Origin of the sequence: Pseudomonas sp. B21-051 (genome assembly GCF_024748795.1) — a bacterium.
Taxonomy (GTDB): domain Bacteria; phylum Pseudomonadota; class Gammaproteobacteria; order Pseudomonadales; family Pseudomonadaceae; genus Aquipseudomonas; species Aquipseudomonas putida_A.
Genome location: NZ_CP087166.1, coordinates 4888042 through 4904006, shown reverse-complemented (window position 1 = coordinate 4904006; position 15965 = coordinate 4888042). Strand labels below are relative to the sequence as shown.

At 60.6% G+C, this 15965-nt stretch carries 12 protein-coding genes; 5 read left to right on the top strand and 7 right to left on the bottom strand.

Annotated features, from left to right (window positions below; all coding sequences use genetic code 11):
• The first annotated feature begins 4 nt into the window (after positions 1-4).
• From LOY52_RS22000 to lpxC, 4 genes are all read left to right on the top strand, one after another.
• Positions 5-871, top strand: coding sequence for a cell division protein FtsQ/DivIB (locus LOY52_RS22000; protein WP_007961636.1), 867 nt, complete (start codon positions 5-7; stop codon positions 869-871).
• A gap of 15 nt (positions 872-886) precedes the next feature.
• Positions 887-2146, top strand: coding sequence for a cell division protein FtsA (gene ftsA / locus LOY52_RS21995; protein WP_003228014.1), 1260 nt, complete (start codon positions 887-889; stop codon positions 2144-2146).
• A gap of 68 nt (positions 2147-2214) precedes the next feature.
• Positions 2215-3411, top strand: a complete 1197-nt coding sequence (ftsZ, locus tag LOY52_RS21990; RefSeq protein ID WP_047599230.1) for a cell division protein FtsZ — start codon at positions 2215-2217, stop codon at positions 3409-3411.
• A gap of 112 nt (positions 3412-3523) precedes the next feature.
• Complete coding sequence (gene lpxC / locus LOY52_RS21985) at positions 3524-4435, top strand: UDP-3-O-acyl-N-acetylglucosamine deacetylase (RefSeq protein ID WP_007961638.1); 912 nt, start codon at positions 3524-3526, stop codon at positions 4433-4435.
• Between the two features lie 149 nt (positions 4436-4584).
• Here the strand turns inward: lpxC and LOY52_RS21980 are convergent, their stop codons facing one another.
• The 7 genes from LOY52_RS21980 to LOY52_RS21950 all read right to left on the bottom strand — a co-directional run bounded on the left by LOY52_RS21980 (position 4585) and on the right by LOY52_RS21950 (position 14508).
• Complete coding sequence (locus tag LOY52_RS21980) at positions 4585-6090, bottom strand: sensor domain-containing diguanylate cyclase (protein ID WP_258675971.1); 1506 nt, start codon at positions 6088-6090, stop codon at positions 4585-4587.
• 195 nt (positions 6091-6285) lie between these two features.
• A complete protein-coding gene (locus tag LOY52_RS21975; RefSeq protein WP_258675970.1) occupies positions 6286-7602 on the bottom strand; it encodes an OprD family porin in 1317 nt (438 codons plus the stop codon).
• A gap of 197 nt (positions 7603-7799) precedes the next feature.
• Entirely contained in the window at positions 7800-8021 is a 222-nt protein-coding gene (locus LOY52_RS21970; protein WP_202369010.1) for a hypothetical protein, read from the bottom strand.
• 189 nt (positions 8022-8210) lie between these two features.
• On the bottom strand, positions 8211-9575 hold the full coding sequence (locus LOY52_RS21965; protein WP_258675969.1) for a heavy metal sensor histidine kinase: 1365 nt from the start codon (positions 9573-9575) through the stop codon (positions 8211-8213).
• Complete coding sequence (locus LOY52_RS21960; protein WP_007916978.1) at positions 9565-10242, bottom strand: heavy metal response regulator transcription factor; 678 nt, start codon at positions 10240-10242, stop codon at positions 9565-9567. The genes LOY52_RS21965 and LOY52_RS21960 overlap by 11 nt, the downstream gene beginning before the upstream one ends.
• Positions 10243-10249: 7 nt before the next feature.
• Positions 10250-13351: a multidrug efflux RND transporter permease subunit gene (locus LOY52_RS21955; protein WP_258675968.1), complete on the bottom strand. Its 3102-nt coding sequence runs from the start codon at positions 13349-13351 to the stop codon at positions 10250-10252.
• Complete coding sequence (locus LOY52_RS21950; RefSeq protein WP_258675967.1) at positions 13348-14508, bottom strand: efflux RND transporter periplasmic adaptor subunit; 1161 nt, start codon at positions 14506-14508, stop codon at positions 13348-13350. Before LOY52_RS21950 ends, LOY52_RS21955 begins: the two co-directional genes overlap by 4 nt.
• A gap of 1031 nt (positions 14509-15539) precedes the next feature.
• On the opposite strand from LOY52_RS21950, the gene LOY52_RS21945 reads away from it, so the two are divergent.
• Positions 15540-15902 (top strand): DUF6124 family protein, encoded by a 363-nt coding sequence (locus LOY52_RS21945; RefSeq protein WP_258675966.1) that lies wholly within the window; start codon positions 15540-15542, stop codon positions 15900-15902.
• Positions 15903-15965 lie beyond the last annotated feature (63 nt).

Genomic DNA, 15965 nt, shown 5'->3' with positions numbered 1-15965 from the left:
GACCATGCAAGGCGCTCATCTCAGACATCAGCCACCCGCACCCGGCCGCAAGCCGGTGCCGCGGGGTGCCAGCCGAATGGTGGCCAAAGAGCCGATGTCCGCGCGCCTGCCGAAAGCCAATTTCGGCTTTCTGAAAAGCCTGTTCTGGCCGGTGCTGCTGGTGGCGCTCGGATTCGGTACCTACGAAGGCGCGCAGCGTTTGCTGCCGTACGCCGACCGGCCGATCACCAAGATCGCCGTGCAGGGCGACCTGAGCTACATCAGTCAGCAAGCGGTGCAGCAGCGAATCGCCCCGTACGTGGCGTCGAGCTTCTTCACCATTGATCTGGCCAGCATGCGTACCGAGCTTGAGCAGATGCCCTGGATCGCCCACGCCGAAGTACGCCGGGTGTGGCCGGATCAGGTGGTGATCCGCCTCGAAGAGCAACTGCCCGTGGCCCGTTGGGGCGACGAGTCGCTGCTCAACAACCAGGGTCAGGCCTTCACGCCAAAGGAGTTGGCGAACTACGAACACCTGCCACAGCTGTTCGGCCCACAACGGGCCCAGCAGCAAGTGATGCAGCAGTATCAGGTGCTGAGCCAGATGCTCCGGCCGCTGGGTTTCTCGATCGCGCGCCTGGAACTGCGTGAACGTGGCAGCTGGTTCCTGACCACCGGTGCCGGCAGCTCCGGCCCCGGCATCGAGTTGCTGCTGGGACGCGGCAACCTGGTGGAAAAGATGCGCCGCTTCATTGCCATCTATGACAAGACGCTTAAAGACCAGATTACGAACATTGCGCGCATCGATCTGCGCTACGCCAACGGCCTCGCCGTTGGCTGGCGGGAACCAGTAGCGCCGACGACAGCCCAACCCGCTGTCGCAAAGAATTAAGAAGAGGCAGGACCCATGGCAAACGTGCAAAGCGGCAAAATGATCGTCGGTCTGGATATCGGCACCTCCAAGGTGGTGGCGCTGGTAGGCGAGGTCGCGGACGACGGCACGCTGGAAATCGTCGGTATCGGTACTCACCCGTCCCGCGGCCTGAAGAAGGGCGTGGTGGTGAACATCGAGTCCACCGTGCAATCGATCCAGCGCGCGATCGAAGAAGCCCAACTGATGGCGGGCTGCCGCATTCACTCGGCTTTCGTCGGCGTGGCCGGCAATCACATCCGCAGCCTGAACTCCCACGGCATCGTGGCGATTCGTGATCGCGAAGTGAGCTCGGCTGACCTGGAGCGCGTACTCGACGCCGCCCAGGCCGTGGCGATCCCGGCTGACCAGCGCGTGCTGCATACCCTGCCGCAGGATTACGTGATCGATAACCAGGAAGGCGTCCGCGAGCCTCTGGGCATGTCCGGCGTCCGTCTGGAAGCCAAGGTTCACGTGGTCACTTGCGCCGTCAACGCCGCGCAGAACATTGAAAAATGCGTGCGTCGCTGCGGTCTGGAAATCGACGACATCATTCTCGAACAACTGGCCTCGGCCTACTCGGTGTTGACCGACGACGAAAAAGAGTTGGGCGTGTGCCTGGTCGACATCGGCGGCGGCACCACCGACATCGCGATCTTCACCGAAGGCGCGATCCGCCACACCGCGGTGATCCCGATTGCCGGCGATCAGGTGACCAACGACATCGCCATGGCGTTGCGCACCCCGACCCAGTACGCCGAAGAGATCAAGATCCGCTACGCCTGTGCCCTGGCCAAACTGGCCGGTGCCGGCGAAACCATCAAGGTGCCGAGCGTTGGCGACCGTCCACCGCGCGAACTGTCGCGTCAGGCCCTGGCCGAAGTGGTTGAGCCGCGTTACGACGAACTGTTCACCCTGATCCAGGCCGAACTGCGTCGCAGCGGCTACGAAGACCTGATCCCGGCGGGCATCGTCCTGACCGGCGGCACATCGAAGATGGAAGGTGCCACCGAACTGGCTGAAGAAATCTTCCACATGCCGGTGCGCCTGGGCGTGCCGCATGGCGTGAAGGGCCTGGATGACGTGGTGCGCAACCCGATTTATTCCACTGGCGTGGGCTTGTTGATGTACGGCCTGCAGAAGCAGTCCGACGGGATCTCGTTCTCGGGCATCGGCAGCCGCGACAGCTACAGCAACGATGAGCCACAGGCGCCGTTGCTGGACCGATTGAAGAAGTGGGTTCAAGGCAACTTCTAAAGCTTTACCGCAACACCGCTACAAAAATGCAGTAGGCGAAAAAACTAGAGAATGTAAGGAGAGGGAAAATGTTCGAACTCGTAGACAACATCCCCGCAAGCCCGGTAATCAAAGTTATCGGTGTTGGCGGTGGCGGCGGCAACGCTGTCAACCACATGGTCAAGAGCAACATCGAAGGCGTCGAATTCATCTGCGCCAACACTGATGCTCAAGCGCTGAAAAACATCGGCGCGCGTACCATCCTGCAACTGGGCACCGGCGTGACCAAAGGTCTCGGCGCTGGCGCCAACCCTGAAGTAGGTCGTCAGGCCGCTCTCGAAGACCGTGAGCGCATTGCCGAAGTCCTGCAGGGCACCAACATGGTGTTCATCACCACTGGCATGGGCGGCGGTACCGGTACCGGAGCTGCGCCGATCATCGCCGAAGTGGCCAAGGAAATGGGCATCCTGACCGTTGCGGTCGTGACCCGTCCGTTCCCGTTCGAAGGCCGCAAGCGTATGCAGATCGCCGACGAAGGCATCCGCATGCTCTCCGAAAGCGTCGACTCGTTGATCACCATCCCTAACGAGAAGCTGCTGACCATCCTCGGTAAAGACGCGAGCCTGCTGTCGGCTTTCGCCAAGGCTGACGACGTACTGGCCGGTGCCGTTCGCGGTATCTCCGACATCATCAAGCGTCCGGGCATGATCAACGTCGACTTCGCCGACGTGCGTACCGTGATGAGCGAAATGGGCATGGCGATGATGGGCACTGGCTGCGCCAGCGGTCCGAACCGTGCACGTGAAGCGACCGAAGCGGCCATCCGCAACCCGCTGCTGGAAGACGTGAACCTGCAAGGTGCACGCGGCATCCTGGTGAACATCACCGCCGGTCCTGACCTGTCCCTGGGTGAGTACTCCGACGTGGGTAGCATCATCGAAGCCTTCGCTTCCGAGCACGCAATGGTCAAGGTCGGTACCGTTATCGATCCGGACATGCGCGACGAACTGCACGTCACCGTGGTTGCCACCGGTCTGGGCGCGAAAATCGAGAAGCCCGTGAAGGTCATCGACAACACCGTTCACACCTCCATGGCTTCCGCTCAGGTTCAACAACCGGCTCCTGCGCGTCAGGAAGCTCCGGCGGTGAACTACCGTGACCTGGACCGTCCGACCGTCATGCGCAACCAGGCTCAGGCCGGTGCTGCGACTGCCGCGAAGATGAACCCGCAGGACGATCTGGATTACCTGGACATCCCGGCATTCCTGCGTCGTCAGGCCGATTGATGGAATGTATCAGGGCTATGACGGTGATTGGTGTTCAGCAAAGGCTCGGTCTGCTATTATCGCCAGCCTTTGTTGATACCAGTTCGCAATTTGCGCTGAAGCGGCCCAAGCCATGATTAAACAACGCACACTGAAAAATATTATCCGTGCCACAGGTGTAGGCCTGCATTCCGGGGAGAAGGTCTACCTGACCCTCAAGCCTGCGCCTGTCGACACTGGCATTGTGTTTTGTCGCGCTGACCTCGACCCTGTGGTGCAGATCCCTGCCCGCGCGGAAAACGTCGGTGAAACCACTATGTCGACGACGCTGATCAACGGCGACGTCAAAGTGGACACGGTAGAGCACTTGCTCTCGGCCATGGCTGGCCTGGGCATCGATAACGCCTACGTCGAGCTCTCCGCGTCCGAAGTCCCGATCATGGATGGCAGCGCTGGACCGTTCGTATTCCTGATTCAATCGGCTGGCCTGGAAGAGCAGGACGCCGCCAAGAAATTCATCCGCATCCTGCGTGAAGTGACAGTGGAAGACGGCGACAAGCGCGCCACTTTCGTCCCTTTCGAAGGGTTCAAGGTGAGCTTCGAGATCGATTTCGATCACCCGGTTTTCCGGGACCGCACCCAAAGTGCAAGCGTGGATTTTTCCAGCACTTCGTTCGTAAAAGAAGTCAGCCGCGCCCGTACTTTCGGTTTCATGAGTGACATCGAGTACCTGCGCAAGCACAACCTCGCACTCGGCGGTAGCGTTGAAAACGCGATCGTGGTTGATTCCGATGGTGTACTGAACGAAGACGGCCTTCGCTACGAAGACGAATTCGTGAAGCACAAGATCCTCGATGCGATTGGCGACCTGTACCTGCTGGGTAACAGCCTGATTGGTGAGTTCAAAGGCTTCAAGTCCGGTCATGCACTGAACAACCAGCTGCTGCGCAAGTTGATTGAGCAGACAGATGCGTGGGAAGTCGTGACGTTCGAAGACGCCAGCACTGCACCGATCTCTTACATGCGTCCGGTTGCGGCGGTGTAAGTAAAAAACCTCTCTAGTTTTTTGAAGGCCATCCTCGGATGGCCTTTTTTTATGCCCTAATTAAAAGCAAAAGATCACAGCCTTCGGCAGTTCCTACAGGGAAAGGTATGCCAACTGTAGGAGCTGCCGAAGGCTGCGATCTTTTGCTCTTACGAACTGACTACGCGATTGCGACCGCTCTCCTTGGCCTGATACAACGCCTTGTCCGCCGCAAACAGCAGTTGCTCCAGCGACATCTCGACCGTTGCCGTCCAGGTGCTGATACCGATACTGACGGTCATCGCCACGTCCGCGCCCTGGACCCTCGGCATCTGCTCGACCGCCAGGCGGATATGTTCGGCAATCTGCCGTGCGCCGCTGCTGTCGGTTTCGGCGAGGATCACCGAAAACTCTTCGCCGCCGTAACGGGCGACCAGATCACCCGGTCGTCGCACGTTCGCGGTAATAACCCTGGCCAGTTCGCGCAGCGCCTGATCACCGGCCTGATGCCCATGACGGTCGTTGAACGCCTTGAAGTGATCGGCGTCGATCATCATCACCGACAGCGGCTTGCCCGAACGCTGGGCGCGGAACCATTCGTGGCGCAGCGACTGATCGAGCATCCGCCGGTTGGCCACGCCGGTCAGCGCATCGGTGGCGGCCAGTTGCGCCAGTTCACGTTCGGCGCGCTGGCGCAAACGCAGCTCACGGGCAAGTAGCCAGGTCAGCCACAGCAGTCCGGCACACAGCACGCCGGTGGCGCCGCTGATCAACAGCGCGGTGCGGCGCCAGGTGCCAAACACCTCATCACTGGAGAGCGCGACCATCACCGTCAACGGCAGATTGCCGACCCGCGAATAGGTGTAGAGCCGTTGCTGATGATCCATGCTTGAGGTGCTGGTGAAACTGCCACTGCCATCCTTGTCGCCGAGAATCCGCACCACGTTGGGCCGGTTGCCGAAACTCTTGCCGATGGAGTCGCTTTGCAGATAAGGCTTCTGCGCCAGCAGCACGCCGTCGTTGTTGATGATGTTCAGCGTGCTGTCTTTGCCGATGTCGAGGCTGTTGAACAGTTGATCGAAGTAGTCGAGCTTCATCGACGCCACCGCCACGCCGGCGAATTCTCCAGTGTCCGAAGAAATCCGCCGACTGAAGCTGATGCGCCACTGGTTGGCGTCGTCGCAATCGCAACGGGTCTTGAACGGGCGGCTGATGAACATGCCCATGTCACGGTTGAAGGCATGGGCGAGGAAATAATCGCGGTCGGCGAAGTTGCCCGGTTTGGGTTCGATCCGCGACGAGTCGGCAACCACATCGCCATGCTTGTCGAGCAGGAGGATGTCGCCCTTGAAGCGTGCGGTGGTCGAGCGGTCGAACAGCGCCAGATGGCGGATCTGCGGGGTGACGTCGCGCAAGTCGTCGCGCTGGGCGGCGGCGATCAGGCCTTGCAAGGTCAGGTCGTACAACTCGACCGTGCGCAGGACATCGGCGTCGATCAACTGGGCGATGGTGGTGGCGCTGCGGGTGGCCGCTTCCTGAGCGTTGGCGTGCTCACGAATCAGCAGAAAAGTGACGATGCACAGAATCGCGATCACGGTCAGCGAACTGCCGCAGATCAGCAGCAATTCGGGGCGTCCGGTCTTGCCCGCAACAGGTGGGGTACGGCTCGCGATCATGATGGGGGCTTTCGGTTGGGGTAATACTTATAAGAGTAGTTGCACAAACACGGAACCATCTGTGGCGAGGGAGCTTGCTCCCGCCGGGTTGCGCAGCGACCCCTTGCTTTCGAGGAGGGGCCTGCTGCGCAGTCCAGCGGGAGCAAGCTCCCTCGCCACAGGTTCTGCGCCAGTCGCGACTGACTTGAGGTGATCTTAGAAGACGTTGATCGGGTAGTCGACAATCACCCGGTATTCATCGGTATCGGTATCAATCGCTCCGTAGCCGTTGCCACCTCGGTTGGTCGCCCATTGCAGGCGGACCGCGAGGTCTTTCGCCTGACCGCTCTGCACCACGTATTTCAAATCGAGGTCGCGTTCCCAGTGCTTGGCGTTACGACCGTCAGCGCTGTACCACGAGGCATAGCCTTTGCTGTCCGGATCGACCTTGGTCAGGTCCACGGTGCCACGTGAATAGGAAACCGCCGAAGTCAGGCCCGGCAGGCCGAGACCGGCGAAGTCGTAGGCGTACTTGAGCTTCCACGAGCGCTCGTTGGGGCCGTTGAAGTCCGAGTACTGCTGCGAGTTGTCGAGGTAAACGCTGTCGCCCTGGCTGATGTAGTCGAACGGCGTGTTGCCGTTGACCCGCTGGTACGCGGCAGTGACGCTGTGGCTGCCGATGCCGACGGTGAAATGCAGGCTGTAGGTGTTGTTGTCGATGTTGCCCAGCAGCGCGTCGCCGGTGTCTTGCGTGTGATAGAAGTGCAGACCCGGGTTGAGGCTGACCAGATCGTTCAACTGCCAGGTGTAGTCGAGGTCGTAGTAGTACTGGTTCCAGATGTCCTTAAGCTCGGCGGCGTACAGATTGCTGGTCAGCCCTTCGACGCCGCTCCAGGACACGCCGGCCCAGTTCAGGTGACGGCTTTCGTCGCCCTCGGCGAGTTTGCCGTAGGACGTGCCGATGCGCTGGCGACCACTCTGATTGTACGGCTTGGTGAAACTGGCCTGGCCACCTTCGAACATCCAGCCGTCGAAACTGTGATTGGTCAGACTGACGCCACGGAAGGTCTGCGGCAGCATGCGCGAATCACCGCCGGCAATCACCGGGTTGGTGAGGAACAGGTCACCGGCCTTCAGCTCGGTATCGAACGCGCGCATTTTCAATGTGCCGCCCGCAGTCGAGAACGAACCCGGCGCTTTGCCGTTGCCATCGCTGATCGGCAGGATGCTCGAACCATCGGTACCGCCACCGCCGTCGAGCTTCAGCCCGAGCATGGCGTGGGCATCGATGCCGAAGCCGACCGTGCCTTCGGTGTAACCCGACTGGAAGATCCCGAGAAAACCCTGGCCCCACTCGATGTTGTCGTCCGTCTGCTGCAGACGGTTGCGATTCATGTAGTAGTTGCGGGCGTTGAGGTTGAGGCTCGAGCCTTCGATGAAGCCTTGTTTGGCGGCTTCGTCGGCTTGGGCTGTGGGGGCAATCGTTGCGGCAATTGCAATGAACAGCGGGGTGAAACGGACTGGGTAACGCACTTGCGATGGAGCTCCTTGGGTCAACTGACACTTCAATGGCTTGAGGTGCGGGATGTTTCTTGTTTTTTACAGACGAACCAAACGGCTTTCAGACCACAACGAAAAAAGGCCGCTGAAAGGCAGCGGCCTGGAAGGACGACGGTTGAACGGGAAGAGCCAAACAACCGCGTCGAGGGAAATGTTTCGCGGTGCGCGACTCAGCTGTCTTTCTCGGCCGCTTGAGCCTGGGAAGTGGCGGCTTGAGGGGCTTGCGAGGCATCCTGCGACTTGGCCATCACTTCTGCCTGAGATTGCTCGAAGGCGTGAGCGCGAGCGGCATTCTGCGCTACGAACGACTGCGATTCTTCAGCCATCGCCATCGGCGACAGGATCAATGAGGACAAAACGAAAGCGCTGGCAATACCCATACTGTTGGACATCTGGAAAACCTTCTTGCTTGGCAAGTGCTGTTTGGTGCGGGCAAAGATAAGGTCGCCGGGCGTTGGGAAACAGCGTGATTTTCATAAATGACTGTTACAGCAGAAGCAAAGATCGCAGCCTGCGGCAGCTCCTACAGAAGAGCACATTTCCTGTAGGAGCTGCCGAAGGCTGCGATCTTTTGATCTGCTTCAAACCGGCAGATGGATGCCGAAGGTATTCATCCCCCGATCACTTCGCACAAACACATCGCCACCATGCATCAGCGCAATCGCCTTGACGATCGCCAGCCCCAACCCATGGTTGTTGCCGCTGTTGCTGCGCGAGGCATCGACCCGGTAGAAACGTTCGAACAGACGCGGCAAGTGCTCGCTGGCAATCGGCGATCCCGGGTTGGCCACACCAATGCTGACCTGATGGTCTTCAACCTCGATCCGCACTTCGATCACCTTGCCCGGCTCGGTGTGCTGCACGGCGTTGCTCAGCAGATTGATCAATGCCCGGCGCAGATGCGCGATCTCGATGCTCACCTGTGCATCGCCACTGACGTGGACCTGCACTTGCGCGTCTTCGAGGATGAAATCCAGGTACTCCAACGTGGTCGCGACTTCATCAGCCAGCGAAGTTTCGGTGAGCTTGGTCGCCTTGCTGCCCTGGTCGGCGCTGGCCAGAAACAGCATGTCGTTGATGATCGAGCGCAGGCGTTCCAGTTCTTCGAGGTTCGATTGAAGCACTTCGAAATAGTGTTCGGCGGAGCGCCCGCGCGTCAGCGCGACCTGGGTCTGGCCGATCAGGTTGGTCAGTGGCGAGCGCAGTTCATGGGCGACGTCGGCGTTGAACGATTCCAGGCGTGAATAGGCCTGTTCGACCCGCTCCAGGGTTGAGTTGAACGAGTCGACAAACTGCTCCAGCTCCGGCGGCAAGGGCGACATGCGCAGGCGTCCGGCCCGTAGTGGCGGTGCCAGGCGCTGGGCCTCGTGGGACAGTTTGATCAGCGGCTTGAGACCGATCCGCGCCACCCAATAACCCAGCGCCGAGGCCAGCAGCACGCCGATAATCGCCAGGCTTACCAAGGCGATCAGCAGGTTGTTTTGAGTCTCATGAAAGGTCTCGGTATCGATGCCGATCATGAAGCGCAGCGGCGGGCGTTGATCCTTGGCCGGCAGTTCGGTGAGCAGCACTTTCAGCGGATAAGGATGCTCGGGCAATTGCAGGTCATGCATACCGGTTGGGCCTTTGGCGAAGGCGCGGATCCGCGCGTCAGGCTCGCCGTACTCATAACCGGGATCACCGCTGACCACCCAGAAACGAATGCGCTTGTCTTCCTCGCCGAGCAGCTTGAGCTTGGCGTTGATCTTCACCCAATGCTCAGGCGTGCCATACCGATTGAGCGCCGATTCAAGCACGCTGTAACGCGCGTCCAGCTCAGCCTCGGGCAGCAGGCCCAGGCCCTTGTCGACCTGCTGATACAGCGCGCCGCCGATCAACAGAAACACCAGCAGCGCCACCAGCGTGAACATGCCGCTCAGGCGCAGGGCGATGGAATTACTGGACACCGCGGCTCTCCAGCACATAACCCATGCCGCGAATGGTGTGCAGCAGTTTCTCGTCGAAGGGCCCGTCGAGCTTGGCCCGCAGGCGTTTGATCGCGACTTCGACGACGTTGGCGTCGCTGTCGAAATTGATGTCCCAGACCATCTCGGCAATCGCGGTTTTCGAGAGGATTTCACCTTGCCGGCGTGCCAGAACGCTGAGCAGCGAGAACTCTTTCGCCGTCAGATCCAGCCGCGTGCCGGCGCGGGTGGCCTTGCGGCTGATCAGATCGATCCACAGGTCGGCGATGCTCACTTGCACCGGTTCATGGCCACCGCTGCGCCGGGTCAGCGCTTGCAGGCGGGCCACCAGTTCGAGGAAGGAAAACGGCTTGCCGAGGTAATCGTCGGCGCCGTCACGCAGGCCCTTGATCCGGTCTTCGACGCGCTCGCGGGCGGTGAGCATGATCACCGGAGTCTGCTTGCGCGCACGTAATGCGCGCAGCACGCCAAAGCCATCCAGGCCCGGCAACATCACGTCGAGAACGATCACCGCGTAGTCGCTTTCCAGCGCCAGGTGCAGGCCTTCGACGCCGTCGCGGGCCAGGTCCACGGTGTAACCCTGTTCCGTCAGACCGCGGTGCAGATAGTCCGCGGTTTTTTCCTCGTCTTCGATAATCAGAACACGCATGACTGCCTCAGTCTGTAGTCGCCAGTGCCGTAGCGGGCATTGGTTTGGGCCTGTGGAACAGCCGCTCAAGCCACAAGTATATGACCGGCGTGGTAAACAGCGTCAGCATCTGGCTGACCAGCAAACCGCCCACCACCGCGATCCCCAGTGGCTGGCGCAGTTCGGCGCCGGTGCCGTAACCGAGCATCAGCGGCAACGCGCCGAGCAGCGCGGCAAGTGTGGTCATGATGATCGGCCGGAACCGCGTCAGGCACGCTTCGAAAATCGCATCCTGCGGTGCCAGTCCGCGATGGCGCTGCGCCTCCAGGGCAAAGTCGATCATCAGGATGCCGTTTTTCTTGACGATACCGATCAGCAACACCAGCCCGATCAACGCCATGATCGAAAAGTCCTGACCGCAGATCCACAGCATGATCACTGCGCCGAGACCAGCCGCCGGCAGCGTCGAAATGATCGTCAGCGGATGCACGAAGCTCTCATAAAGCACGCCGAGAATGATGTACACCGCCACCAGCGCCGCGAGAATCAGCCACGGCTGACTGGCCAGCGAACTCTGGAACGCCTGCGCCGCGCCCTGAAAATTGCCGCTGATCGCGGTCGGCATGCCGATCTCGGCCTTGGCCTGATTGAGCAGAATCACCGCATCACCCAACGCCACGCCGGGCGCGAGGTTGAACGACAGGTTGGCAGCCGGGAACATGCCGTCGTGGGCAATCGACAGCGGGCCGATGGTCGGCGCATCGAATTTGGCCAGCGCCGACAGCGGCACCATCTCGCCACTCAGCGGCGAGCGCAGGTAGAAATAGTTGAGGCTTTCAGCCTTGCCGCGCTGCTTGGTGTCCAGTTCCAGAATCACGTTGTACTGGTTGACCTGGGTCTGGAACTCGTTGATCTGGCGCTGCCCGAAGGCGTCGTACAGCGCTTCGTCGACATCACTCGCGGTCAGGCCGAAACGCGCGGCGGCACTGCGGTCGATACTGATGTGAGTGATGCTGCCGCCCAGTTGCAGGTCGTTGGAAATGTCGCGGAACGCCTGGTTGCTGCGCAGCTTTTCCGTCAGACGCTGGGTCCAGGTGGCGAGGGTCGCGCCGTCATTGCTCTTGAGCACATATTGGTACTGTGCGCGGCTCGGGCCGGAACTGAGGTTGATGTCCTGGCCGGCGCGCAGGTACAGGACGATGCCCGGGACTTTCATCAGTTGTGGACGAATGCGGTCGATGAACTGGCTGGCCGAGACGTCGCGGTCGCCGCGTTTTTTCAAAGCAATCCAGAAACGCCCGTTGGCGATGGTCTGGTTGCTGCCGGACACACCGACCGAGTGGGAGAACGCCTGCACAGCCGGGTCGGCGGCGACGATTTCGGCCATTGCCAAGTGTTTTTTCACCATGTCGCCGTAGGAAATATCCGCCGCGGCTTCGGTGGTGCCCAGGACAAAACCGGTGTCCTGCACCGGGAAGAAACCCTTGGGAATAAAAATGTAGCCGGCAATCGCCATTGCCAGCGACAGGCCGAACACGCCGATCATCAGCTTCTGATGGGCGAGGGCGCGGCGCAGACCCTTTTCGTACCAGGCCAGCAAGCGCTCGCTGAAGCCCGGTTTGTCGTGGGCGTGGTGCACCGGTTTGCGCATGAACAGCGCTGCCAGCGTCGGCGCGAGAGTCAGCGACACCACCACCGAAATCAAAATGGTCGAGGTCGCCGTCAGGGCGAATTCCTTGAACAGCCGCCCGACCACGCCGCCCATGAACAGCAGCGGAATGAACGCCGCCACCAGCGAAAAGCTGATCGACACCACGGTAAAGCCGATCTCGCCGGCCCCTTTGACCGCCGCTTCGCGCATGCTGTCGCCGGCCTCCAGATGCCGGTGGATGTTTTCCACCACCACGATCGCGTCGTCCACGACAAACCCGACGGCCACGACAATCGCCACCAGCGTCAGGTTGTTCAGGCTGAACCCCAGCAGGTACATCAGGGCGAAACTGGCGGTCAGTGACACGCCGAGTACAGCCGACACAATCATGGTCGCCGACAACTGGCGCAGGAACAGCGCCATCACCGCCACCACCAGCAGGATCGCGATCAGCAAAGTGATCTCGACTTCATGCAGCGAGGCGCGAATGGTCTGGGTGCGGTCGATCAGGGTTTTTACCTGCACCGAGGCCGGGAGCATGGCTTCGAGGCCGGGCAGGGCGGCTTGAATGCGGTCGACGGTTTCGACGATGTTGGCCCCCGGTTGCCGCGAGATCACCAGGTTCACCCCCGGTTGATCACCGGCCCAGGCTTGCACGTAGGCATCTTCCGAACCGTTGACGACTTTGGCGACATCGCGCAGGTGAACCGGGGCGCCGTCCTTGTAGGAAACGATGAGTTGGCTGTAGTCCTCGGGATGGAACAACTGGTCGTTGGTCGACAGCGTCGAGATGCTCGATTCGCCGTACAACGCACCTTTGGCGAGGTTGAGGCTGGTCTGCTGGATCGCCAGCCGGATGTCGGCCAGGGTCAGGCCAATGGCCGCCAATTTGTCGGCCGAGGCTTGCACGCGGATCGCCGGACGTTGCTGACCGGTGATGTTGATCTGGCCTACACCGTCGATCTGACTGATCTGACGCGAGAGCAGCGTTTCCACCAGATCACTGAGTTCGGTGCCGGGCATTTGCGTCGAGCTGACGCTGAGGATCAGCACCGGGCTGTCGGCCGGGTTGACCTTCTTCCAGGTCGGCAGCGTCGGCATGTCCTTGGGCAGCTTGCCGGCGGCGGTATTGATCGCGGCCTGGACTTCCTGAGCGGCGGTGTCGATGCTCTTGTCGAGAGTGAATTGCAGGGTCAGCAGGCTGGAGCCGAGCGCACTGCTGGAGGTCATCTGGGTCATGCCGGGGATGGCGCTGAATTGCACCTCCAGCGGCGTGGCCACGGACGAGGCCATGGTGTCAGGGCTGGCGCCGGGCAACTGCGCCGAGACTTGAATTGTAGGAAATTCCGCTTCCGGCAGTGGGGCAATCGGCAGGCGCGGGAAGGCAATCACGCCGACCAGCACCAATGCGATGGTCAGCAGAATCGTCGCGACCGGGTGATCGATGCACCAGGTGGAGACGCCTTTGTGCGCCTTCATGGCTTCGGCTCCGCTTGCACCACTTGCGGCGGCTCACTCATGACCTGCACGGTCGAACCGGGTTTGAGTCGCGACTGGCCGTCGGTCACCAGCACGTCACCGGCCTTCACGCCTTTGATGATGTCCTGGCCGCTGCCCTGATAGACCATCTGCACTTGTACGGCTTCGACTTTGTCGCCACTCACCCGGTAAACGAAGTGTTGGTCGAGGCCGCGTTGTACGACGGTAGGCGGCACCACCAGCGCATTCTTATCCAGTGCCGTCTGAATTTTTACCGTCACCAGCAGGCCCGGCCAGAGCTTCTGGCTGGCGTTGTCGAATTCGGCCTTGGCGCGGATGGTGCCGGTGTTGGCGTTGATCTGGTTGTCGATCAGGGTCAGGTGACCTTCGCCGAGCAGGTTGCCGGTTTCACCGTCGGTGTCGGCGCCAATGTAAGCCTTGACCTGTGCGTGCTGCGGATCGTTGATCAGGCCCTGCAGGGTCGGCAGCATTTGCTGTGGCAGCGAGAATTCCACGGCGATCGGGTCGATCTGGGTCACGGTGAACAGGCCGGCGGTGTCGGTCATGCGCAGGAAGTTGCCTTCATCGACTGTACGAATACCGACGCGGCCGGTGACCGGGGAGCGGATCTGCGTGTAGGAAAGTTGTACCTGCGCCGCGTCAATCGAGGCCTGGTTGCCTTGGGCGGTGGCTTTCAATTGGTTGACCAGTGCCTGTTGCTGGTCGTAGGTCTGTTTGGAGACGCCGTCGTCGACGCTGAGCAGTTTGTAGCGTTTGAGGTTGACCAGGGCGACTTGCAGTTGTGCCTGGCTTTCGCCCAGTTGTGCGCGGGCCTGGTCGAGACTGGCGCGGATCGAGCGGTCGTCGATGGTGGCGAGCAGGTCGCCGGCTTTGACGAGTTGGCCTTCCTTGACGAGGATTTTGGTGAGGATGCCGTCGACTTGTGGGCGCACTACGACGCTGTGTAATGAGAGTACGGAGCCGATGCCGGTGGTGTAGCGGGGGACGTCTTTTTCGCTGACGGTGACGACGCGAACCGGGATGGCGGTTGGGATGGCCAGTTTGGTCGGGGTGGGTTTCAGGACGTACCACAGACCTGCGCCTGCGAGGACGATCAATAGGGTGGCGAGCAGGGCTTTGTTCTTTTGGATTCGCATGCGGGGTGGGCGCCGGACGGAGTTTGGGCAGGGTTGTTGTCTTTATAAACCTGTCTGCAGGTCAGTAGGGTGACGGCTAGCTGTCAGCGGTGTCAGTTTCGCCGGGGTGTATATCCGTTTCTGCGGGTGTGGCTGATTACGGTTTCGCCCTTACGGCGAGTCACTTTTTCCAGACGCCGAAAAAGTAACCAAAAAGGCTTGCTCCTGCGTTCGGCCCGCTCGCTGGGGCTCGGGGTTCCTTCGCTGCGGGATCGATCCGGGCGCAGCGCCTCCGGTTTGCTTCGCTGCACCTCCTCTCGCTGTGTTTGGCTTCGCCAAACGGTCGCTACGCTCCCACGCCCGGATCAACCCCTCCACTCAGCCTTCCGACGTCGCCCGTGGATCAAGATCAAGATCAAGAGCGGCAGCCGAGCTTGCGCTCATCCTGTTGAGTGGGGCGGCTGCGCCGCGTGCGGGTTGGACTTATTTTCCCTGTTGGAGCTGCCGCAGGCTGCGATTTTTTGATCTTGCTTTTGCTTTTGCTCTTTTGTGGGAGTTGGCTTGCCAGCAATGGCGGCCTGACAGCTGACCAATCTCCAACTGACTCGCCCAATCCCACTGTGGGAGCGGGCTTGCTCGCGAAGGCGGCCTGATAGCCGACCAATATTCAACTTAATGCACTCAATTCAATTGTGGGGAGCCAGCCTATCCACCCCATGGTCTGAGGCTGTTTAATTCTGTTCCAAATAACCAGAACCTTCCCACAAGGTTTTCAGGTTGTCCGTCGGACATGCGGTCTCTAGTCTTTGGTCATCGCTGCCAATTCAGCGATCGGGCGTGGAAACCCGATTCAAGTAGAAACAATGCACCAGCACCGTAATCGTTGCCGACGTCTTTTTTCGTCTGCAAACTGCGTCGCGGCGGCTGTGCGTGGGCAGACTTCGGTCTGGCCGGTTGCCTACTTATCGGTTTTCCACCCCGCGCACAGTTGCCACCTTTTGTCGTGTGGAAACGGCAAAGGCTGGCTCCCAAATACAAGTAGGAGCTACACCATGGATAAACTGATTCCAGACCCTCCCCCCGAAACCACAACCCCGCTCGCCGAAGCCATCCGCGCTGACGACTTCGCCAAAAACCGCGAAGCCATCAAACGTGCGCTCGATTTCTACCTCTGTCCGCAACCCGTCCAGCCGCGACAGCCAAGTACCATGTTTCTGGTCAACCCAGGTATCGACACCGAAACCCTGCTCGCCCACGCTTACGAATCGTTGGCCTCTGCCAGTGCCATGGCCAGTAACTTCGCCAATGAACTCGGCGGTCCGCAACGCAGCACGGCACTGGCGATCCAGCAAATCGTCATGCTCGCCGAGCTGGCAGTGAACCGGGCGCTGGATAGGGTTGATCCACGCACTTGATCCGTCCGGGCACCGCGTCATTGTTCATCGCGAGCAGGCTCGCACAGGTTGAAGCACAGTCCA